The organism is Nostoc sp. (assembly GCF_036917195.1).
Classification (GTDB): domain Bacteria; phylum Cyanobacteriota; class Cyanobacteriia; order Cyanobacteriales; family Nostocaceae; genus Nostoc.
Genome location: NZ_JBALDG010000016.1, coordinates 23,216 through 44,148 on the forward strand (window position 1 = coordinate 23,216; position 20,933 = coordinate 44,148).

General features: G+C 41.9%; 21 protein-coding genes and 1 tRNA gene. 14 read left to right on the plus strand and 8 right to left on the minus strand.

Going from position 1 to position 20,933, the window contains the following annotated elements:
• Positions 1-42: 42 nt before the first annotated feature.
• Entirely contained in the window at positions 43-1,143 is a 1,101-nt protein-coding gene (gene ruvB / locus V7K40_RS05145) for a Holliday junction branch migration DNA helicase RuvB (protein ID WP_334957348.1), read from the minus strand.
• Positions 1,144-1,398: 255 nt separating this feature from the next.
• On the opposite strand from ruvB, the gene hisF reads away from it, so the two are divergent.
• The 3 genes from hisF to V7K40_RS05160 all read left to right on the plus strand — a co-directional run bounded on the left by hisF (position 1,399) and on the right by V7K40_RS05160 (position 2,633).
• Positions 1,399-2,172: an imidazole glycerol phosphate synthase subunit HisF gene (gene hisF / locus V7K40_RS05150; protein WP_334957350.1), complete on the plus strand. Its 774-nt coding sequence runs from the start codon at positions 1,399-1,401 to the stop codon at positions 2,170-2,172.
• 99 nt (positions 2,173-2,271) lie between these two features.
• Complete coding sequence (locus tag V7K40_RS05155) at positions 2,272-2,466, plus strand: hypothetical protein (protein WP_100901219.1); 195 nt, start codon at positions 2,272-2,274, stop codon at positions 2,464-2,466.
• Between the two features lie 94 nt (positions 2,467-2,560).
• Positions 2,561-2,633, plus strand: a tRNA-Ala gene (locus V7K40_RS05160).
• Positions 2,634-2,683: 50 nt separating this feature from the next.
• Here the strand turns inward: V7K40_RS05160 and V7K40_RS05165 are convergent.
• Positions 2,684-3,931 carry an ATP-binding protein gene (locus V7K40_RS05165; RefSeq protein WP_334957352.1) on the minus strand — a complete coding sequence of 416 codons (1,248 nt, stop codon included), beginning with the start codon at positions 3,929-3,931 and terminating at the stop codon, positions 2,684-2,686.
• A 45-nt stretch (positions 3,932-3,976) separates the two neighbouring features.
• Here V7K40_RS05165 and V7K40_RS05170 point away from each other — a divergent pair, with 45 nt between their 5' ends.
• Entirely contained in the window at positions 3,977-4,540 is a 564-nt protein-coding gene (locus tag V7K40_RS05170) for a Uma2 family endonuclease (protein ID WP_334957354.1), read from the plus strand.
• A 2-nt stretch (positions 4,541-4,542) separates the two neighbouring features.
• Here the strand turns inward: V7K40_RS05170 and V7K40_RS05175 are convergent, their stop codons facing one another.
• Both V7K40_RS05175 and V7K40_RS05180 read right to left on the minus strand, forming a co-directional pair.
• Positions 4,543-6,783, minus strand: coding sequence for a WD40 repeat domain-containing protein (locus V7K40_RS05175; RefSeq protein WP_334957356.1), 2,241 nt, complete (start codon positions 6,781-6,783; stop codon positions 4,543-4,545).
• Positions 6,770-8,350, minus strand: a complete 1,581-nt coding sequence (locus V7K40_RS05180) for an AAA family ATPase (protein WP_334957358.1) — start codon at positions 8,348-8,350, stop codon at positions 6,770-6,772. Before V7K40_RS05180 ends, V7K40_RS05175 begins: the two co-directional genes overlap by 14 nt.
• Before the next feature lie 401 nt (positions 8,351-8,751).
• On the opposite strand from V7K40_RS05180, the gene V7K40_RS05185 reads away from it, so the two are divergent.
• The 9 genes from V7K40_RS05185 (at position 8,752) to V7K40_RS05225 (ending at position 17,458) form a co-directional block, all read left to right on the plus strand.
• Complete coding sequence (locus tag V7K40_RS05185; protein WP_334957360.1) at positions 8,752-8,952, plus strand: hypothetical protein; 201 nt, start codon at positions 8,752-8,754, stop codon at positions 8,950-8,952.
• Positions 8,953-9,074: 122 nt separating this feature from the next.
• Positions 9,075-9,821, plus strand: a complete 747-nt coding sequence (locus V7K40_RS05190; RefSeq protein WP_334957362.1) for a GDSL-type esterase/lipase family protein — start codon at positions 9,075-9,077, stop codon at positions 9,819-9,821.
• A gap of 292 nt (positions 9,822-10,113) precedes the next feature.
• A complete protein-coding gene (locus V7K40_RS05195) occupies positions 10,114-10,548 on the plus strand; it encodes a hypothetical protein (RefSeq protein ID WP_273765861.1) in 435 nt (144 codons plus the stop codon).
• A 550-nt stretch (positions 10,549-11,098) separates the two neighbouring features.
• On the plus strand, positions 11,099-12,388 hold the full coding sequence (locus V7K40_RS05200; RefSeq protein WP_334957364.1) for a cation:proton antiporter: 1,290 nt from the start codon (positions 11,099-11,101) through the stop codon (positions 12,386-12,388).
• Positions 12,389-13,011: 623 nt separating this feature from the next.
• Complete coding sequence (locus V7K40_RS05205) at positions 13,012-15,264, plus strand: cation:proton antiporter (protein ID WP_334957366.1); 2,253 nt, start codon at positions 13,012-13,014, stop codon at positions 15,262-15,264.
• Positions 15,265-15,268: 4 nt separating this feature from the next.
• Positions 15,269-15,769, plus strand: a complete 501-nt coding sequence (locus V7K40_RS05210) for a hypothetical protein (RefSeq protein ID WP_334957368.1) — start codon at positions 15,269-15,271, stop codon at positions 15,767-15,769.
• 80 nt (positions 15,770-15,849) lie between these two features.
• Positions 15,850-16,689, plus strand: coding sequence for an AMIN domain-containing protein (locus tag V7K40_RS05215; RefSeq protein WP_334957370.1), 840 nt, complete (start codon positions 15,850-15,852; stop codon positions 16,687-16,689).
• Between the two features lie 150 nt (positions 16,690-16,839).
• Positions 16,840-17,028 carry a transposase gene (locus tag V7K40_RS05220; RefSeq protein WP_334957374.1) on the plus strand — a complete coding sequence of 63 codons (189 nt, stop codon included), beginning with the start codon at positions 16,840-16,842 and terminating at the stop codon, positions 17,026-17,028.
• Positions 16,997-17,458, plus strand: a complete 462-nt coding sequence (locus tag V7K40_RS05225) for a transposase (RefSeq protein WP_334957376.1) — start codon at positions 16,997-16,999, stop codon at positions 17,456-17,458. The genes V7K40_RS05220 and V7K40_RS05225 overlap by 32 nt, the downstream gene beginning before the upstream one ends.
• A gap of 212 nt (positions 17,459-17,670) precedes the next feature.
• Here the strand turns inward: V7K40_RS05225 and V7K40_RS05230 are convergent, their stop codons facing one another.
• The gene (locus V7K40_RS05230; protein ID WP_334957378.1) at positions 17,671-18,210 is read right to left on the minus strand and encodes a DUF3172 domain-containing protein; all 540 of its coding nucleotides are present in this window, start codon (positions 18,208-18,210) and stop codon (positions 17,671-17,673) included.
• 363 nt (positions 18,211-18,573) lie between these two features.
• Entirely contained in the window at positions 18,574-19,104 is a 531-nt protein-coding gene (locus V7K40_RS05235) for a hypothetical protein (protein ID WP_334957380.1), read from the minus strand.
• Positions 19,105-19,149: 45 nt separating this feature from the next.
• Between V7K40_RS05235 and V7K40_RS05240 the strand changes: the two genes are divergently transcribed.
• A complete protein-coding gene (locus tag V7K40_RS05240) occupies positions 19,150-19,617 on the plus strand; it encodes a GNAT family N-acetyltransferase (RefSeq protein WP_334957382.1) in 468 nt (155 codons plus the stop codon).
• A gap of 65 nt (positions 19,618-19,682) precedes the next feature.
• Here the strand turns inward: V7K40_RS05240 and V7K40_RS05245 are convergent, their stop codons facing one another.
• Entirely contained in the window at positions 19,683-20,159 is a 477-nt protein-coding gene (locus tag V7K40_RS05245) for an NAD(P)H-quinone oxidoreductase subunit N (RefSeq protein ID WP_334957384.1), read from the minus strand.
• A 589-nt stretch (positions 20,160-20,748) separates the two neighbouring features.
• Entirely contained in the window at positions 20,749-20,904 is a 156-nt protein-coding gene (locus V7K40_RS05250) for a hypothetical protein (protein ID WP_273765849.1), read from the minus strand.
• Positions 20,905-20,933: the final 29 nt, after the last annotated feature.

Sequence of the window (20,933 nt, forward strand, 5' to 3'; positions counted from 1 at the left end):
GCAGAAGAGCATAATTAATGCCCAATGCCCAATTTCCCATAATTACAATAATGACAACTGTTCATTAGGCAGCGTGAATCCCAAATGCTTATATGCTGCCTTTGTCGCCATTCTCCCTCGATGAGTCCGAGTTAAATACCCAATCTGCATCAGGTAAGGTTCATACACCTCTTCAATTGTTTGGGTATCTTCACCCGTCGCTGCTGCCATTGTTTCCAACCCCACTGGGCCACCGTTAAATTGTTCAATTATGACACTCAGCATCTGGCGGTCTGTCCAATCTAAACCGCAAGGATCTACTTGAAATAGTTGCAATGCCTCTGATGCAACGCTTTCATTAATCTCACCAGATAACTTTACCTCCGCATAATCACGTACTCGCTTAAGTAATCTATTGGCAATACGTGGCGTTCCGCGTGACCGACGGGCAATTTCTGTGGCACCATCTTCTGTAACCGGGGTTTTGAGTAATTGAGCGGTTCGCAATACAATTTTAGTCAGTTCGTCAACTTCGTAAAATCGGAGTTTTTGAATCAAACCGAAGCGATCGCGCAGTGGTGAAGTTAAAGCACCCACACGGGTTGTAGCTCCCACTAGGGTAAACTTTGACAGCGGCAAACTTCTGATCCGAGCGCTCGAACCCTTACCAATAGTAATATCCAAGCGATAATCTTCCATCGCCGGATAGAGAATTTCCTCCGTCATCCGCGAGAGGCGATGAATTTCATCCACAAATAAAATATCCCCTGGTTTCATGTTCACCAGTAGCCCGACAATATCGCGTGGACGTTCTAGGGCTGGCGCACTGGTAATTTTGTAATTTACGCCCATTTCCGATGCTAAAATCATTGCCATTGTGGTTTTGCCCAATCCCGGCGGCCCATACAGCAGCAAGTGATCTAGCACCTCACCACGAGACTTGGCTGCTTTGATGGCAATATCTAGCACATCCTTTAAATCTTTTTGCCCAATGTAATCGGCAAATCGGTGCGGTCGAATACCTTCTTCTTGCTGATCTTGTTCATCAATAGCAGCTTCAGGCTGCAAAATGTTGTCTGGAGATGGTGCTTTTGCCGACTCCCGACGCTGCTTTGGTTCTCCGTTGGGTTCTGGAGGCTGTTTTTTCGAGGAGATTATCGCCATAATTCAGCTATCTACTTTTAAGGGATTAAGGAGTGGTATGGGAGGCAGGGGAGGCAGTGCGTTGCGCGGGTTCCCCGCGTAGCAATTGCCGTGAGGCAGGGGGAGAAAGAATAACCAATGCCCAATGCTCCATGCCCAATGCCCCATTTTGCAATACGTGCTTAAAACAAGGGGTGTAAAAATTTTCGTTTGCAAATACCCGCGCCAATTTAAAATTTAAATTCGGGTCAATTACCCAGAAGTACAAAAGTTATTATGTTATCTAAAAGAATTTTACCGTGCTTAGATGTGAAGGCAGGACGGGTTGTAAAAGGAGTTAACTTTGTCAATATCCAAGATGCAGGCGATCCGGTAGAGCTGGCGAAGGTTTACAATGAAGCTGGTGCAGATGAATTAGTATTTCTGGATATTACAGCTACTCATGAAGACCGAGCTACTATTTTAGATGTGGTCTACCGGACTGCTGAACAGGTCTTTATTCCATTGACTGTGGGTGGTGGCATTCAATCCTTAGAAAATGTTAAAGCTTTATTAAGAGCAGGTGCAGATAAGGTTAGTATTAATTCTGCGGCGGTGCGTGATCCAGACTTGATTAATCGGGCAAGCGATCGCTTTGGTAATCAGTGCATAGTTGTTGCTATTGATGCCAAACGCAGAAATAACCCGGAGAATCCAGGTTGGGACGTGTATGTGCGGGGTGGCAGGGAAAATACAGGCTTAGATGCCCTATTGTGGGCACAAGAAATTGAAAAACGGGGGGCCGGAGAACTCCTAGTCACAGGTATGGATGCCGATGGAACCCTAGCTGGGTATGACATCGAGATCACACGGGCAATTGCCGATGCTGTCGAAATTCCAGTGATTGCTTCTGGTGGTGCAGGTAATTGTGAACATATCTACACTGCCCTAACTGAAGGCAAAGCTGAAGCAGCATTACTGGCATCCTTGTTACATTACGGGCATTTAAGCGTAGCAGAAATCAAAAATTATTTGCGCGATCGCAACGTGCCAGTAAGAACATTCTCTTAAATGAGTATTTAGCATTTAATGACATCTATCTTAGGTTAGACACACTTACGTGAAAGGGTGTTAATATTATTTTACAAGTATTAACAAATATTAAAAAATATGTTGCTTCCTATTTTACTTTTTGATGTCGCCTTGGTGGCGTGGTCACTGCACTTAATGGAAAGAGCCTACGAGAGTAAAGAATTTTCTCTGATGTTGGCTGGTACATTGGTTGCTCTGGCTGCTGCTGCCATGTTAGTAGTTTACTTTTTAATGGGGCACTGTATGACCTATTTGCTGCAAGTGTCGTTGTGAGTGTTGAGTGGTTGAGGAGATATTTAAAATTTAGTTTTCATAAAAAGCTTGACAAAGTACTAATAATTAAGCGATTATGTATAATGGATTTTAAGGGGTTATAGCGCAGTTGGTAGCGCACCTCAATGGCATTGAGGGGGTCAGCGGTTCGAATCCGCTTAGCTCCATTTTTAACACCCTAATCTTCTCTGTTAATAGAGAGGGTTAGGGAAATTTTTTAGAGGGTTTTAAATGCTTGTCTACCTAGCCAGTCTCGAAAATTGGAGTGATAGAGACTGTAATGGGTTTCTGAGGCGATTTGTTGTTGCTGTAAGAACTCTAGCCAATTTTCTAGGACTTCCTCAACTTCATACTCATCAGCATCAATGATTTGCGCGATTGCATCCACTGATATTGCTTTTTGCTGCTGGATTAAGACATTTAACACATCTATGCTATACTCAGTCCCTTGTTCGGGTGGAATCATTTTGTGTAAATGCTGCTGATAATATGCTTCTAAACCAGGCGGGAGTTGATTATACCAGAAAGGTTCCAGGTGGAAATTTTCTGCGTTAGCGAAGCTTACCGTTCGCGTAGCGTCTCGTAGAGAAGGTATCGCACTTATTATCTGACTGAGATACATGAAATTATTTTCGCTTAAAGTGGTGAGGCGATGCCTAACGGCAAGCTGCTTTGCATTTACGCACAATTCTTGCTCACTAATCTGGTGATTACTCAGCCAAGATTTAAGATTTGACCTGTCCCCCAATCCCTCCCCTACAAGGGGAGGGGAGTAATCTTGTTCCCCCCTTCCCTCGTAGGGAAGGGGGGTTAGGTAATTTTGAATATATGCTTGGATATCTTGCCGATTTTGTTCTGGATAATCTGCTAAATCAAGACTTTGCGACGGCGTTTCAATCAATAAACCCGATTTCTCCCGCAAGAAAGGTCTACGAGTGAGGAGAAAATAGACCTTATCTGGGAGATAACGGGGGAGATAAAACAGATTTGTACCAAGTGGTTGGCTGTTGCGGTCAATGCAATTCAACCCATCAATGGCAATTATCAGTTTTTGATTAGGTTCTAACTCATCACTGATTTGCTGGAGAAGACTAGAGAAAAACCAACTTCCCTCTGTGGCGTTATCAGGGAGGGAGGTGTAATTAAGGGAGTATTGATTAATGAGTTGCGTGCAAATATTTATGAGAAATTCGTCAGCACGATTTTTACCCTCAAGTTCGGCATTGTAATAAATAACTTGAGGATTGTTTGTCACATATTTGGCGAGGATGGCACTTTTACCGCTACCGGGTGCGCCAATGATGGTGAAGTAACCCTGGTTATAGCGGTGGAGAAAGTTGTTAATAGCCGTGAAGACAAATTCACGACCGACAAAGTTGTGGCTTTTTTCTTGAATGATTTCCTCAAACTCCGTTGGATGTCCTCTGGAATTGATTGGAGTCGGTGGTTTGGGTGGTGAATTCATGATTTTGGAGAATAATTAAAAAATGAGGCAACAGTGGAGGTGGCGATGTCTGTACAATTGCTAAGACGGAAATTCACAGTTGAGCAATATCATAAGATGGTTGAGTCGGGGATTCTCACAGAAGATGACCGAGTGGAATTGATTCGGGGAGAGATTATTGAGATGTCGCCGATTGGAACAAAACACGCTGCTTGTGTGAAACGGTTAAACAAACTCTTGTCTCAGAAGTTACGGGATAGAGTTCTCATTGCTATTCAAGACCCTGTGGAACTGAACGAGAACTCAGAACCTCAGCCAGATGTGGCATTACTTAAACCCCGTGATGATTTCTACGCCACTGCACACCCCCAACCCCAGGATATTTTTTTACTAATTGAAGTATCTGATTCGACTGTGATGTATGACCGGGAAGAGAAAATTCCTTTATATGCAGAAGCAAACATCATTGAAGTTTGGTTAGTAGATATTAACGAGCAAATTGTCGAAGTTTATCAACAGCCAACAGCCGCAGGTTATCAGCTGATGCAAAAGTTCGCTAGCGGTCAAACTTTATCAATTAAAGCTTTCCCTAATGTAAACATTACCGTCAATGAAATCTTTGGCAGATAAAATTACTTCTCCCCTGATTCCTCTCTCATCTCTTGAAGACGCAAAAAATGCACCCTACCTAATTGTTCGCCTGCCACAATTGTCATGCCGTCTGGTGCAACTGCACAGCAATTAATGGAACTATCCCCTGTAAAAGTGGCAGTGAGTTCTCCTGTTGCGATACTCCAGATTTTGAGGGTACTATCATCAGAAGTGGAAATCGCCTGCTCTCCATTGGGAGTAATGATGACTGCTTTTACTGAGAAGTTATGACCATTGAGGGTCAATAGTTCTTCTCCTGTCGCGAGACTCCAGATTTTGAGGGTTTTGTCATCGGAAGCAGAAATCACCTGTTTACCATTAGGGGCGACTGCTACTGCGCGTATCGATAAATTATGACCATTGAGAGTTAATAGTTCTTCTCCTGTTGCCAGATTCCACACTTTAAGGGTCTTGTCTGTAGAAGCAGAAATCACCTGCTGGCCGTTGGGAGTGACGGCGACGGCATTTACTGAGTCATTATGACCATTGAGAGTAAATATTTCTTCTTTTGTTACTAGATTCCAAACTTTGAGAGTCCTATCTTTGGAAGCAGAAATTACTTGTTGACCATTGGGGGTGACGGCAACTGCACGTACTGAGTCATTATGACCACTGAGAGTAAATATTTCTTCTCCTGTTGCCAGATTCCAAACTTTAAGAGTTTTATCTCTGGAAGCAGAAATCACCTGTTTACCATTAGGGGTGATGGCGACGGCATTTACTAAGTCATTATGTCCATTGAGAGTAAGTATTTCTTCTTTTGTTGCCAAATTCCAAACTTTAAGGGTATTGTCTTTAGAAGCAGAAATCACCTGTTGACTATTAGGGGTGATGGCGATGGCATTTACTGAGTCATTATGTCCATTGAGTGTGAATAGTTTTTCTTCTGCGGACAAATTCCAGATTTTAAGAGTGAAGTCATTAGAAGCGGAAATTACCTGCTGGCCATTGGGAGTGATGGTAACTGCTTTTACTGGGAGATTATGACCATTCAGGGTCAATAGTTCTTCTCCTGTTGCCAAATTCCAGATTTTCAGGGTCTTGTCATCGGAAGCGGAAATTATCTGCTGACCATCGGGGGTGATGGCGATCGCTTTTATTGGATAATTATGTCCTGTAAAAGTAAATAGTTCTTCTCCTGTTGCCAAATTCCAGATTTTGAGGGTCTTGTCATTGGAGGCGGAAATTATCTGCTGGCCATTAGGGGTGATGGCAACTGCTTTTACCGAGTCCTTATGACTATTGAGGGTCAATAGTTGTTTTCCAGATTCCAGGTTCCAGATTTTAAGGGTCTTGTCTCTAGAAGCAGAAATTATCTGCTGACCATCAGGGGTGACAACAACGGCATTTACCCAGCCCTTATGACCATTGAGGGTCAATAATTCTTCTCCTGTTATTAAATTCCAGACTTTGAGGGTCTTATCTCTGGAAGCAGAAATCACCTGCTGACCATCAGGAGTGACAGCAACTGCATTTACCCAGCCTTTATGACCATTGAAGGTCAATAGTTCTTCTCCTGTTATTAGATTCCAGACTTTGAGGGTCTTATCTTTGGAAGCAGAAATCACCTGCTGACCATCAGGGGTGACAACAACTGCATTTACTGAGTTATTGTGACCCTTGAGGGTAAATAATTCTTCTCCTGTTATTAGATTCCAGATTTTGAGGGTGGAGTCAATTGAAGCAGAAATCACCTGCTGACCATCAGAAGTAACAGCAACTGCATTTACCCCGGAAGTATGACCAGTGAGTGTACGTAGCAAACGTCCTCCTGGTGAAATTAAGCTAGGAGTCAATGGACACAACCAGGGGAAACTTGTTACTTGCTTTGCTTGTGCCAATAATGCCTGAATTTCCTCTGGCATTTTCTGGCTTGATAAACGTCCCCACAATTGACTTGCTAATTGTCTTTCATCCGTTGCTAAAATATGTGCTGATAGTTGCAGTGTTCCTTGAATAAATTTTAGTGCCTTTACTTTCTCCAGGTTGTATTTGGAGTTTTCTAATATCTCTAAATCGTCAACCAAATCATAATCTTCAATTAGCGCTTGCACTCCAAACTCAGGATGGTTAATCTTTGCGCTTAGGAAATCAAAATCAGTCAGAGTTTGGTAATACTTCTCTAAATTTCCCGAACTTACCAGATTATAAGGATATCTGCCTAGATAAGCTTTGGAGGAGTAGGATTTTTTTGCTCTTGATTTCTTGTTAGTATTTGTCATCTTCTTCCTTCTCCCGTTCCCAGTAATCAACAATACGTTGATTCACCTCTTTAATTTGCTGACGCTTTGTGTCCAAAACTGGTTTAGATTTGAGAAAGTCTAGAAAACTAGTATGGTAAATGCTGTAACAAGTGTCTCCATCTATCCTCTGCTGCTTTAAATATTCAACCCACTCATTTAAAACTTGTTCTACCTCATATTCATCTTGTTGAGCAATATCAGCAATCATCTCACAAGGAATCGGTGTACCAATTTCTACTAAAATAAACAAGATAATCACCATCATTTGATTAGATGCAGTATCCATATTCATCCGCACCCAATGAGTTTGATAATAATCCTGAAGACCATCAGGTAATTGCTTTAAACTCAGGTCATTATAGTCACCCTTAGCAATTTCTGACAAAACATAGCGCAGGTACATGAAATTATTTTCACTCTTAGTTGCTACTTGCTCCACAAAATCGTTATCAGAAATATTGCGGTTTTGAATCCATTGTCTAAGTGCATTCTTATAGTCTTGATCGCCATTCAAAAAAAACCGAATATATTCTTTAATATCTTCACAACTCAAATTAGCATACTGATTTTTCCTTAAATCTAGCTCCTCTACCGGGACATCTGGTGTAGACAAGCGTTTTTTATCTCTAGTATAGGGTCGTCTAGTTAACACAAAATATACATTTTCAGGAAGCGACGGTGGTAAATCTAAAAGATTTCCCCCTGCTTCTTGTTCTACTTCATCCAAAGCATCAACTACAATTACAAGACGATCGCCAGCAGTCAGTTGTTTGCTAACCTGTTCTAGTAAATCTGCTAAATTAGCCTTCTGGGCATTCTGCAACTGGTAACGCTTAATTAATTGTTTGCGAATACTTTCAAGAAATAGCTCCGGTCGATTGCGACCATCGGAGCGAATATTAAAATAGCATGGTGCTTTATTGTCCCAGACGTATTTAGCAGCAATGGTACTCTTCCCCATCCCTGCATCACCCACCACTGTAAAGTAACCACTGCGATTTTTGTCACAAAATTGTTTAAATGCGTCAAAAACAAACTTACGACCGCAAAACGAGCGAATTTTTTCTCTAATTAATGACTTGAATTCTGCTGGATACTCGTCTAAATTCCATTCAGGCAAAGGCTCAAATTCTTTAGATTTAGTTGTTTGGGCAACCTTAATAAATATTTTTCCAAACTCTTCTAACTGCGTTCGCAGTTCAATTTTCATCAATCGGATATCAAATTCTGAATCCTTCCCCTGCAAAAACTTTTCTACTTCCTTGTAAAAACCCAAGGGATTATTTGAAGTATAAGCACTCCAGAAAGCATTTTTAATTTCTCTTTCTCGAAAAAGATTCAGCAGTGCTTCCTGCTTACCCACACCATACTCAATTAAAGAATAAACATAAACACCATCAACATCTTTAGGTGGTTGTACTGGGTCAAAATTGAATTGTTTTAAGGTTCTAACTACAGTTTCATTGCGTTGAGCTTGATTAATAACTAAAGAAGCCGCAGGTTTAGCAATACTCTTAAGTGCATTAACTACAGGGTCAATATTCATCTTCGCTAACAGTATATATAACTTTTACACCTGTAACTTATCCTAACGAATGATGCCAAAATTAAGCAAATACACAGTTATATAATAGCGATACCTTTCCTTCTCTACGAGAGGCTGCGCCAATGGAACGCTACGCGTAGCTTGCTTAAGAGTAGGAGTATGATAAGCTGCGCTAACGCTCTCTCTTCTCTCTTCCTCAGCGTCCTCTGCGCCTCTGCGGTTCGATTCTCAAACTCATTTAGCGCAGTATGAGCGCTCACTTATACCTAAAATAAAATAAAACATGGTGCGTAGACGTAGCCCGTCGTAGACATTGCATAGACGTTTTCAGTACCAAACCCCAAATTTGAGCTTTCAAACTGCAAGTTTCAGGCTCAAAGGTGCAACTTTCAGCATAAAAGGTGCAACTTTCAAGCTCAAAGGTGCAACATTCACCCTTAGAAGCTCAACATTTACCCTCAGAGGCTCAACATTCACCTTCAGAAGCTCAACGTTCACCTTCAGAGGCTCAACGTTTACCCTCAGAAGCTCAACGTTCACCCTCAGAAGCTCAACATTCACCTTCAGAGGCTCAACATTCACCTTCAGAGGCTCAACTGTAACAATATTAACTTTGCAACTATATCAATAACTAGAAACCCGATATATGCTTGGACACTAAAGATAGCCATCTATGGTATAGAAATGTATAGAATCTTGTAAAGATATAAAATATAGTTTTTAAATGCACACATTTTTAGCATCTTCCTCAATGCAGGTGTCTGTACCACCAAATCACTTTCAGCCAATGAAGATTGTCGCACTGGGGGACAGCTTAATTTATGGATTCGGCGATCCGGAAAAAGGAGGCTGGATAGAGCAACTACGGCGATGGTGGATGTTGCCGGATAGTGCGGGTCATGTCCTTTATAATTTAGGGGTAAGAGGCGATCGCACGCAACAAGTAGCCCAAAGGCTAGAAGTTGAGTTCCGCCACCGGGGTGAACTGCGAAATCGTGTCCCCGACTTGATTATTTTATCAGTAGGCGTGAATGACTCAGCGCGGTTGGCGCGTCCCGATGGCCGAAGTTACACAGATTTTACCTTATTTGAAAAGGAAATTGCGTCTCTGCTAGATTTAGCACAGCAACTTTGCCCTGTGTTATTTGTGGGCATGGTGCCAGTGGATGAAGCCAAGATGCCATTTTTAGATTGTTTTTACTATAATCATGCCGACCAGTACCGCTATAAAGAAGCAACTCGAATTGCTTGCACCAAACGGCAGATTCCCTATTTGGATATTTTTGAGCAATGGATGGAACGTAGTGAAAGTTGGCGACTCAAACGCTTGAGTGAAGATGGTCTTCATCCCAATACACTAGGTTATCAGGCTTTGTTAGAAGATGTGATCAATTGGGATGCGATACATTCAGCGGGCTTTGCCAATGCAGCTTACCATTCTCAATTTGATTATCACTTTAAACCATCCTAATAATATAGATGTGTTGGTGCTTTGAGCAAGCCGATATTCTCATATTTGCTATCCTCGCAAAAAGCACCACAATCTTGCTGAATTTTCAATAACACCCATTTAAAAATCTATCTATAAAAACTTTAACTCCTCTGTTGTTAATTACTTTTAACTCTTAACTCCTAACAGACGCGATTAATCGCGTCTCTATTGCAAACTCCTAACAGACGCGATTAATCGCGTCTCTACTCCTAACTTTTGTACAGACGCGATTAATCGCGTCTCTACTGCAAACTCCTAATTCAGCACTCCTATGACACCAACTTTATTTGGTCGCTGGCAAACTCGATTATTATTACTTGCAACTGTCGGCGGACTTGTATCTTTGCTATTTGCAATGGGTTGGATTGGCCCTGGTGCTAACTCGGTTTATTTTTGGATACTTGGTTATGTCGCCATCTTTGGCTTAGGCTGGGATGTGCTTTATAATTATCTGCAAAAATCTCGCTGGGATAGAGATTGGCCCGCAGCTTATCAACTCTTAGCTGGTATATGGGAATTGGTGTTTGTTTTCTGTGGAGTTAAATTGTTTGGCTTTTTACCAATACCTTTACCCAAGGAAGAACTATCGCCAGGAGCTTTTTTATTACACTATAGCATCGTGTGGCTAGCAGTTTTTATTACTTCCCAAAGCCTAATGCGAATTATCTTTCCCCGTTGGCGTTTCCGGGGTGGAGAATGGTTGTAACACCTCAAATCATCGTAACTAATTTAATCAAAAATTACAGTAATTTTCCGATAATTAAACCGTATGCTGTGGACGCACAAATGTGAGTCACTACAGCAGATTGTGGTTGAAACATATGAAAAAGGTTATAAATCGCAAAATAACAAATCATAAAAAATCATACATAGCAATCCTGTTTGAGTTGTGAAAACTATCGTAGACGCACAGCGGACCGCAGTCTACCGCCTTTGCGTAGCGTCTCGTAGAGAAGAGAAGAAACAAAGAATTTTAGAAATCATTTAGGACTGCTATATGGCGGTTTTAGTTTGGATGCAATATGTTGTATTGACGTACAGTTGTGTGCGTTCCTAAGAACAACATGGCAGTTGATACAACTTTGAAAACCAAAGTAATGCACTGCCTTCTGTATCTCATCAAATTAAAAACAGCTATCTGATGTTTACAAAATTAGCACTTGTGCTGATGTAGTAGTCATATATGAGTAAAAACAGGACAAGCTTTGGAGTCTAGGGAGATTCTTTAATGCAGAGACGCAAATTAAGGAAGTGCAATGTCAAATTTTGATCTAATTATTCGGCTATTTCTACAACTCACAGTTATTTTAGCCACTTGTCGCATTGTCACGATTTTAGGACGCCGCTATCTTGGTCAAACCGATGTTGTTTGCGAAATGATTGCAGGTGTAATGCTAGGCCCATCTCTTTTAGGCTTGATTGCACCAGATTTTCAGCAATGGCTGTTTCCTAAGCTTCCCATTATTACTTCTTTAGGAGACAAGATTCCCAACCCATCGATGTCGATTTTATATGCTATCAGCCAGATTGGGTTGGTAATTTATATGTTTTTAATTGGTTTAGAGTTAAACACCAAACTCTTAAAACATCATATCAAAAGTGCAAGTTTGCTATCTGCTGCCGGGATTATCACTCCCTTTATTTTAGGAGTGATCGCTTCTTTTTGGCTTTATCACAATGGCGATTTTTTCTTACCAAAGGTAACACCTTGGTCAGCCGCTTTGTATCTAGGTGCGTCGATGACAATTACGGCTTTTCCGATGTTAGCCCGTATTCTTTACGAACGCGGTCTTGCACAAACCCGCTTCGGTACTTTGGCTTTAGGTGCAGCATCGGTAGATGATGGAGTTGCTTGGTGTTTGCTGGCGATTGTGCTTGCTAGCGTGAAAAATTCTGTAAGCATCGCCATATTAGCAATTGGTGGAGGCATTTGCTACGTGCTATTTGCGATTTTTCTCGGTCAACCTCTACTGAGAGCGTTCACACGCATGACAAAACGTGATGCAGGTGTGAAGAGACAAACCCTAACTTTAATGTTGATAATTTTGATGTTTTGTGCATGGTTTACCGATGTCACAGGCATCTATGCAATATTCGGTGCTTTTGTGTTAGGAGCAGTGACACCACGCGGAGAATTCGCCCAACAAATTCGCCACCATACAGAATTTTTAACTACTTCTTTTTTGTTACCGATGTTTTTTGTTTTCTCTGGATTGAACACTCAAATTGGATTGGTAAACACACCTACTTTGTGGGGAATTACGCTCTTAATTATTGCGATCGCAATTCTTGGTAAAGGTATTGCTTGTATGTTGGCGGCAAAATTGGCGGGAGAAAATTGGCGGGAATCTGCAATTATCGGCACTCTAATGAATGCTCGTGGTTTAATGGAGTTAATCATCCTCAATATTGGTCTTGAACAAGGTATAATTACCCCAACTTTATTCACTATCATGGTTATTATGGCAGTCATTACTACACTCATGGCATCACCACTGATTGCCTTTTTGTTGCAAGTTAGAAGCTATGATAAATCTTCCGCTTAAGCAAATTTAAATATAAAATTAATCACTTAGCAATTGGGTAAACTTTTCTGCTTTGACTCTGGATCTAACTGCTAGTTTTTTTGTAGTAGCGCTTAAACACTACTACAAACTGACTACCTATCAATACACTTGGATTAAGCATTTCTTTCTTCTCTCTGCACTCTCTGCGCCTTGGTGATTCGTTAAAAAATTGACTTTGATAACACAGTTTTAGCCTTAAACCAAGCATATTAGACTACCTATTACCTCATTTTCTTGATATCGGTAATTCGGAAGTTCTTCTAAATTGAGCTATTAAAATCATTAAAATTTATGTTTCGCAGTTGCAATTGCATCGTAACAATAATTGACATGATGACGAAGCAAAAATTACCCTTGCGTGTATAATACGCTTGGGTTAAGGCTAAAACTATTTGTAAAATTCAATTGTTTTAACGACCTGCATTCAGGTATTAGACGCACCAGAAGAACGCATAGACATGAAGTGGCTTCCCACAGGGTAGGACACAAAAAAAAATAAATACTTAATAGAACTGTATTGGAGTGTATCTAATAAACTTGACATTTTCGAGGCTTTTAAAGAATCATTTTAGAGAAACCAGATAGTTACTTTTGAGGAAACCATGCATATAGTTATTCTTGTTCTGGTTGAGGTGCTGATTGTTATTGGACTTTCACGGTTAGTAGGGCTAGGATTCCGTTTCATTAAGCAACCGCTGGTAATTGGTGAGATTGTCGCCGGAATTATGCTCGGCCCATCTTTATTTGGTTTAATTGCTCCCCATCTAGCAGTTACCTTGTTTCCACCAGAAACTATTCCTTTTCTAAATGTTTTGTCTCAGGTGGGACTAATATTTTTCATGTTTCTGATTGGGCTTGAACTAAATCCAAAATACCTCAGCGGACAATTAGAAGTAGCTGTTTTAACTTCTCATGTCAGCATTTTAGTACCGTTTTCCTTAGGAACATTGCTAGCAGTGATCCTTTATCCCCTAGTTTCCAACGCAAGTGTATCTTTCACTGCCTTTACCTTGTTTTTGGGGGCAGCAATGTCGATTACTGCCTTTCCAGTGTTGGCGCGAATCATTACTGAAAAGAATTTACAAGGAACGCGTTTAGGAACGTTGGCGTTAACTTGTGCTGCGGTGGATGATGTGACAGCTTGGTGTCTCTTGGCAGTAGCGATCGCTGTAGCAAGAACGGGCGACTTTGCTAGTGCTATACCCACAATTATCGCCAGCATAGTTTACATCGGTTTGATGTTGACGGTGGGACGTTGGTTTCTCAAAGGCCTTACCAAACATTACCTCCGTGCAGGACGCCTCAGCCAATTGCTGCTAGCTGGGATTTATATGGGCGTAGTTGCGTCTGCACTGATCACCGAACTAATTGGCATTCACTTAATTTTTGGGGCATTTTTACTGGGAGCAGCAATGCCCAAAAATGAAAATTTAGTGCGGGAATTGGCAGTAAAAACCGAAGATTTTGTATTGATATTCTTGCTGCCAATATTTTTTGCCTACAGTGGCTTAAAGACACAGATTGGCTTGCTCAACCGTCCCGAATTGTGGCTTTTGTGTGCGTTGGTTTTAGGAGTGGCGATCGCAGGCAAATATGTTGGCACTTATGTAGCGGCCCGTGTGAGTGGGATTAGTAAACGGGAAGCCTCGGCACTCGGTTGGTTAATGAATACTCGCGGCTTGACCGAACTGATAGTGCTAAACATTGGTCTAGAGTTAAGGGTAATTTCGCCCTTAATATTTACCATGCTGGTAATTATGGCATTGGTAACTACCTTCATGACCTCACCACTGCTGGAATGGACATATCCGAAGAAGCTGATCAGGTTAGATGTCATCAAGCCAGAGTTGGAAGCAGAAACAGGTATAGACACCTCTGCTGTCAGTGAAGCTTCCCCTCGTCCTTACCGAATTTTAGTGCCAGTGGCTAATCCAAGTACACAAAAAGGTTTAGTACAGTTGGCAGTAGCGTTGGCGCAGCCTGCACTTCGGCATGGTTCGACTCCGCTCACCAGCCGCTCAGTGACCACCGACATCGCTCTCAATCACCGATATCCTGCCATTGTTAACCCCCTGAGCCTGATTGAATTTCAAGAAGACTATGCCTTTGAAAGTACCCCAGTTGAAGCAGACCGATTAATCGCCCAGCGCCGCCATCAATTAGAAGAATTGATTAATACTCTTGAACCGCCAGAAACTCGTTCTTGTGTGCATCCTATCGTTCGCATATCCAGCAATGTTGCCCGCGAAACAGCACAGATTGCCACATTAGAGCAAGCTGATTTAATTCTCGTAGGCTGGCATCGACCAGCTTTTAGTAGTAATCGTTTAGGTGGACGAGTCGGACAAATGCTTACCACTGCACCAGTGGATGTAGCAGTGTTTATAGATAAAGGCAAAGAGCGATTAGAAAGTTTATTGGTACCTTATTCTGCCAATATCCATGATGATTTAGCACTAATACTAGCTCTGAGATTGCTAATCAATCGTGAGACTTGTATGTTGCAGATATTACAAATAGTATCAAATAATACTAGAGAAGAATTGAGTTACGAACTGCACACGATGATGGAGCAATTGCCCACCAGTGTACGCGATCGCATTGAAATCAAAATTATCGAAGCCGCAGAACCAATCCAAGCCGTAATTCAAGCCTCAGAAGGTATTGACCTAACTATTGCTGGCACCAGCCGCGCTTGGGGTATCGAGCGTCAAACCTTGGGAAGATATACAGACCAACTAGCCATCCAATGTCGTTCCTCCCTGCTAATTACCCGCCGCTACAGTCAAGTCACCGCTCACCTTGCCTCTATGCTTCCTGAGGTTAGTAGTCAAGAGCCAACATTGAGGAGTTGAAATTATGAATCATTTCAAGTTCAAATCTTTGGCTTTTTACGGAGTAGCAATAATTTCAGTACTACTGTTGTTTAAAACTGTAACCGTTTATGGAGAAAACAATCTCAAGGCTCCTCCTCCAGTTAACGGGCGCTATCGTCTAACCCTAGCTGAGAATTTGCCGAACTGTGAAAAATCGGATACTCTGACGTTAAACATTGAGCAGTCGGGTATTTACTTAAATGCCTCTGTATTACCGGCAAACGTTAACGCCGATACTGACGAAAAGCACTCTCTGGCAGGCATCTTCAGAAATCAACAATTAAATTTATCTGGAAAAGTTGGCAGATCAATCCTTTGTAATATTTTTCCCCCCCAAAATGATCCTCTGAACTCAGTCACAATTAAAATGCAACTTGTGGATAAAGGTAATATGACAGGTCAATTAACCGTAAATGGTATTCCACAAACCCTGAGATTTACTGCTGTGCCCGAAAAAGCTGAGGAAAAATCTCAGAAATCATGAATTGGGGAGTGGGGATTTAAAGCGCGAAGTAGACAGGAATGTGAGCGCATTGTATGGGTTTTATGGAGCAGATAAAAAGAATGGATCAGGGACTAAAGATTAGGCAATTTTGCCAATGGCGCAAGCAGCTATTTAGCATCAGTCTATTCGGCTTTTGTGCAGCGATCGCCCTCGAAACTTGCACTACTGCTGCTACACCAGTGGTAAAGCTAGATAATTGGCGTTTTTCCCCCAAGACACAGCAACTCGAAATCACTCTCTCAGCAGGCACAACCCCCCGTTATTTCTACTTAGCCCAACCCTCTCGCCTGGTTGTAGATTTACCGAATACTAAGTTGGGCAAAGTTACCACGCAACAAAATTATTCTGGAGCAATCAAAAGTATTCGCGTTTCTCAACTGAACGCTAAGGACACACGCATTGTCTTAGATTTAGCACCAGGGACTGTTTTAAATCCCAAACGGGTACAACTGCAACCCGTTTCCCGAAAAAACTCCACTCGCTGGGTATTACGTCCGGTTATTTCTGGTAAAACTACTGCCGTGAAACCAGCAAATTCCCCACCTTCACCCAAGAAACTACCTCAAACCCCCCAAAAGCCGCCTAGTAACTTACCTGTAACTACTACTAACCAACAACCACCCTTACTCACAGTTCCACCTCCATCCAATCAACTGCCTCCAACAATTACTATTAACTCAGGACAGCCTCTTGTAACCGTACCTCCTCTAAGCCCTAATACATCCTCTCAACAACCTGCTTTGATTCTTCCCCCTCCGTCTTTCCCAAATCAACCCGATAATTTGAATAACATTCCTCCTTCTGGGATGTCGGGATTTCCAGTTCCAACAATCCCCAATGTTCCCAATCCCCAGATCATTGAGTTTGGTCAACCTTTACCCAAAACCCAATTCAAATAGAGCATTAGGCATAGCAGATGAGGCATGGAAAATCGAACCAATGCCCCATCTACATAATTAGCAACTATTATCTTTCTCGAACTAACTCCTTCACCTTGTTGATAATTTTCCTGACGTAACCCTCACCCTTATGCCCCAACATCGACAGCGTTGACACCGCTCCCCTCACCTGTTCTGGCTGAACTGTGTACGGATATTGGTTTTATCGATTCAACGAGCTTAAAAGTCTGCCATAATCGTCGAATTTCCCGCCATCGGGTGTTTAAAGATTTAGCTGCTCGTGGCAAGACTTCTGTGGATTGGTTTTTTGGATTCAAGCAACATAAAAGTCGTCAATGAGTTTGGTCAACTCTTAAATGTGATTTTGACTCCTGGTAATATTGATGACCGTAAACCCATTCCCGATTTACTGAGTGGTCTTTTTGGAAAAATCTTTGGCGTTAGCGAAGCTTACCGAAGGTATCGCGGCTATGTTTCTGAAAAACTTGCTTCTCAACTTTTGCAAGAGTTCAAAATCCAATTTTTTGCCAAACCCCGTCGCAACATGAAAAATAAGCTGATGCTTCTTCATGACAAGCTTTTGTCACGTAAACGTTCAATTATTGAGACAATTAACGACCAACTCAAGAACATTTCTCAGATTGAGCATTTTAGACACCGAAGTCCCGTTAATTTCTGCGTTAATGTTCTGTGCGGATTAATCGCTTATTGCCATCAACCTAAAAAGCCCAGCCTTCAGATGGAGTGGCTTTTTTCTCAAAGAGCTTAACCCGAACTCAGGTTACCTAGTAACTGCACCTACAGTATCTAATAATATCCTGAGTGCCTACAAAGCTTTAGGTTTGACCATTATCCGTGATGAGTATGCATGATCTGATGAAGGCAGATGCGATCGCTGGGGATTGGAGAGAAAAGGAGGACAAGGGAGACAAGGAAAGAATTTCTCCAATACTCAATGTCCTGTTTGTCGTATTCCCAAATCTAAAATCTGTCTGTTTCCTGAGGTGATCCAACCGCTCCTGGTTGAGCCGTGAAGAAGTTTTGAGCAGCTTCATTCTGATATATGCACCTAATATCAGGTTTGTCACTGTCCAAGTTACCTGTGAAGCCAAAGGTATTCAGGCGATTCTTGCACTCATTTACCTGATCAGATGTCACCAGCTTGCGGTTCTCTAATAGCGCCCAGTTATTTTGTCGGATCACACATCCAGGACGCATACTCGGCTGGGAAACATAAACATTAAAGGGGTTGAGAGTGACGAACAGTCTAGCGTCCATCACCATCGCGCTAGCTCCGTACTGCACACAAATTTCAGGGTTTGGTGCTTTGGTATCAATGAATTCACGGGAAGCCACATTTGATGGGGCCAACGTGGTTGTAGAACTAAAAGCAATGCCAATCCCAATTCCCAAAATCAACACCCCTCCCATAATTGCGATGGTGAAGAGGTTAAACATTGGGGATTGGAAAATAGAGGGTTTAGAAGTAGTAGCCGATTTACCAGTGGGTTTACGTCTCATTGTTGCTTAATCACCTTCACGCCGATTTGGCAGGGAGTGGTCTAAAGTTTTCTCCCTCTTTCAGTATGCCTATTCTTGACTGTAATTGCCTGTGGCTTTCTGTACGATATTCTTGTTAAATGAGAAAAATAGGAACTTATCTTAATAAGTAAGTCGGCGTAAATAATTAAAGGTTGATAGTAAGCGGCTCTAGGTTAGATAAATTAAGCTTTTTTGGCGATTTTTGTCTAAGTCCGATTAATTTTAAATTTTTATTATTAGATATTTTTGTTACCCCTACTAATTGTGGGATTGAGTAGGCGATCGCTCTTTCTCTGTGGGGTGGTTAGTGCGATTCGCTCACCAACAGGATTAAAGCTTTCATTACAACCTCTGCTTTAAATGTTGAATTTTCTGTAAAACTTTTTCTCGATGTTGCGTAAGCTTGATCCATCGGGGTAGACGACTGGCAAGACTGCCATTGTGCGAGCCTAAGAGGTCATCTGGCAAGCGTTCTCGCAACCTTGATTGAACATAGCTTTCCAGAAAGTTCAAATGTGCTTCATTATATGCCCAAAGCACCTGACCGCAACAAGAGGTTTGCAGCCACAGGGACAAGCCAAAAAAATGGTCTAATATTCCATAGCTAGAATTTCTTTGAGCCATGTAATTGTTTGGCCACAATAGCAATGCGGCTTTTCCCTTCCCATCCTTTGACTGTTGCTTTGTATAACTACAATGGCGACAGGTAATTCTTTTGATTGAACTAAGACTTAATTGCTCAGAATTTATAGTTAATATCTTGGCAGTGCGTAGGCGCAGCCTGCCGTAGGCATCCCATTGTGGACAACAAACTAAAATTTCTTCCTCAAAATCAGAAAGCCGTTTGCCATAGTCTCTAAATCTTATAACCATTCCAGACATCCACTTATACCGTTTCTGCAACAAATTCCAGAACTTATGCTAATCCGCCCCGCCACAACAGCTGACGTACCCGCAATTTTACCAATGGTTGCCAAAATTTGTGCTTTGCATGAGTCTTGGGATTCTGCCAAATATGGTTTTCTACCAAATCCAGAACAGCGTTATGAACAATGGTTGACACGTTTGGCAAATAACGATCGCAGCGTCTTTCTAGTATCTGAAGATGAAGCGCAACTTGTAGCTTTTCTGGTGGCGACAATTGAGCGAGAAATACCAATTTATCGGTTACAGGAATTTGCTTTTATTCATGATATCTGGGTTGAGCCGGAATATCGTCAAAACGGAATTGCGCGGCAGATGGTGATGCTAAGTATTGAACGCTTTCATCAGATGGGCGTCAAGCAAATTCGTCTAGATACAGCAGTTGTTAACGAGACTGCACGGCGGTTATTTGCATCTTGTGGTTTTCGACTCAGCATTATTGAAATGCTGAGAGAGTTATGAGTAGAGACGCGATTAATCGCGTCTGTTAGGAGTTTTAAATTTTTAACTCCTAACTTTTGTAAGTGTTAGCTAGCTAACAGAGTTTTTTCTAGAGAAGTCCAACGGAAAGCGCGATCGCCACCTCTCTCAATGATTACTCTTACTCGTGGTTCTAGCTGAGGCAAATTCGTTAAATACTCAAGTTCCTCATTGGAAAGAATATGCCCTTCAATAATCCACAACACCAGCCCCTTTGACTTTGGTGGTAGCTGTTCTAAATGAGAATTGAGAATTGGTGGCAAATAGTACACTTGACCTACTGCTGCACCGTTACCAGTGCTTTTTTTACCAAGATGAGGAGGTCTGACTCCATGAATTCTTGTGAGATACGCAGCTACGTCCCCTAGTCCTTTAGCAGTAATGTGGAGGGTGGTATAGCCAGCTGCGCGTAGTCGGCGCTGATATCGACCTTCATAACCCCCTTCCAGAGGTACATACACTCCAAGAGCGCCAAATTTTTCCAGATCGCGGATTAAACCGTTGCCAGTAGTAATTAGTGCCATAGATTTTCGTCTTATCCCACTTAGATATCTCTATTATTTACCCTGAACTGATAGATTAAGTTAAAGCATTTTCTTTGGGCATTGGGCACTTGTACTGAGCGAACGCAAGAGCGTCTCTAAGAGTTGCCGTAAAGCCTGCGGCATAGCTACGCTTAGGGCGCAGCCTCTCCAAGAGTTGTGTTGGGCATTGGGGAAAACTCTTCTCCCCTGCTCCCTACTCTCCAAAAATAACTCTATAAATTACTGGACAAACATAAATAAATAATTTATATTATTAGATTGTGACCAAACACGCAAATTGGATTGCCTTTTTACTGTCATTCTGAGGTAGTGTTAGCATCAAAAGCTGATGATTCAATCCAAACAGGATAAAACTAACTCAGATTGATCAATAGACTGGTAAACTAAGAAAGCTTTCAGGTCAACATTGGAGCTTATGGACGAAGAACCAAAGCCAATCCTAAGCTCCAGGGTAAATTTACTCCTATGCCTGTGAATAAGCAGGCAAAATCTTAAGCAATAGTTTAAGGTGTTTAGGGAAGTAAAACTGAGCAGCGATGTTGGTTTGATGGCATTATGTTAGTCTCAGTTAACGGATACTGGGCGGTAAAAACCGCTTAAGTCCAACTGCAACACGGCAGTAGCCAAACTCCGGGAAGCCGCCCTTTGGGCGTGTATAAATCGGAAAACCCGCCGACAGCGCTGCCTCCAGAAAGTGCCAGAGCAATTGCTTGGACGAAAGCATTGCTGCACACAGCTTAAAGCTGTAGCGCC

Excerpts from the sequence above, each read along its gene's own strand:
- V7K40_RS05190 (WP_334957362.1), top strand. The coding sequence starts at position 9,075 with ATGCACACATTTTTAGCATCTTCCTCAATGCAGGTGTCTGTACCACCA.
- V7K40_RS05250 (WP_273765849.1), bottom strand. The coding sequence starts at position 20,904 with ATGCTTTCGTCCAAGCAATTGCTCTGGCACTTTCTGGAGGCAGCGCTG.
- V7K40_RS05235 (WP_334957380.1), bottom strand. The coding sequence starts at position 19,104 with ATGGTTATAAGATTTAGAGACTATGGCAAACGGCTTTCTGATTTTGAG.
- V7K40_RS05195 (WP_273765861.1), top strand. The coding sequence starts at position 10,114 with ATGACACCAACTTTATTTGGTCGCTGGCAAACTCGATTATTATTACTT.
- V7K40_RS05210 (WP_334957368.1), top strand. The coding sequence starts at position 15,269 with ATGAATCATTTCAAGTTCAAATCTTTGGCTTTTTACGGAGTAGCAATA.
- hisF (WP_334957350.1), top strand. The coding sequence starts at position 1,399 with ATGTTATCTAAAAGAATTTTACCGTGCTTAGATGTGAAGGCAGGACGG.
- V7K40_RS05155 (WP_100901219.1), top strand. The coding sequence starts at position 2,272 with ATGTTGCTTCCTATTTTACTTTTTGATGTCGCCTTGGTGGCGTGGTCA.
- V7K40_RS05175 (WP_334957356.1), bottom strand. The coding sequence starts at position 6,783 with ATGACAAATACTAACAAGAAATCAAGAGCAAAAAAATCCTACTCCTCC.
- V7K40_RS05230 (WP_334957378.1), bottom strand. The coding sequence starts at position 18,210 with ATGAGACGTAAACCCACTGGTAAATCGGCTACTACTTCTAAACCCTCT.
- V7K40_RS05205 (WP_334957366.1), top strand. The coding sequence starts at position 13,012 with ATGCATATAGTTATTCTTGTTCTGGTTGAGGTGCTGATTGTTATTGGA.
- V7K40_RS05180 (WP_334957358.1), bottom strand. The coding sequence starts at position 8,350 with ATGAATATTGACCCTGTAGTTAATGCACTTAAGAGTATTGCTAAACCT.
- ruvB (WP_334957348.1), bottom strand. The coding sequence starts at position 1,143 with ATGGCGATAATCTCCTCGAAAAAACAGCCTCCAGAACCCAACGGAGAA.
- V7K40_RS05240 (WP_334957382.1), top strand. The coding sequence starts at position 19,150 with ATGCTAATCCGCCCCGCCACAACAGCTGACGTACCCGCAATTTTACCA.
- V7K40_RS05245 (WP_334957384.1), bottom strand. The coding sequence starts at position 20,159 with ATGGCACTAATTACTACTGGCAACGGTTTAATCCGCGATCTGGAAAAA.
- V7K40_RS05170 (WP_334957354.1), top strand. The coding sequence starts at position 3,977 with ATGTCTGTACAATTGCTAAGACGGAAATTCACAGTTGAGCAATATCAT.
- V7K40_RS05165 (WP_334957352.1), bottom strand. The coding sequence starts at position 3,931 with ATGAATTCACCACCCAAACCACCGACTCCAATCAATTCCAGAGGACAT.
- V7K40_RS05215 (WP_334957370.1), top strand. The coding sequence starts at position 15,850 with ATGGATCAGGGACTAAAGATTAGGCAATTTTGCCAATGGCGCAAGCAG.
- V7K40_RS05200 (WP_334957364.1), top strand. The coding sequence starts at position 11,099 with ATGTCAAATTTTGATCTAATTATTCGGCTATTTCTACAACTCACAGTT.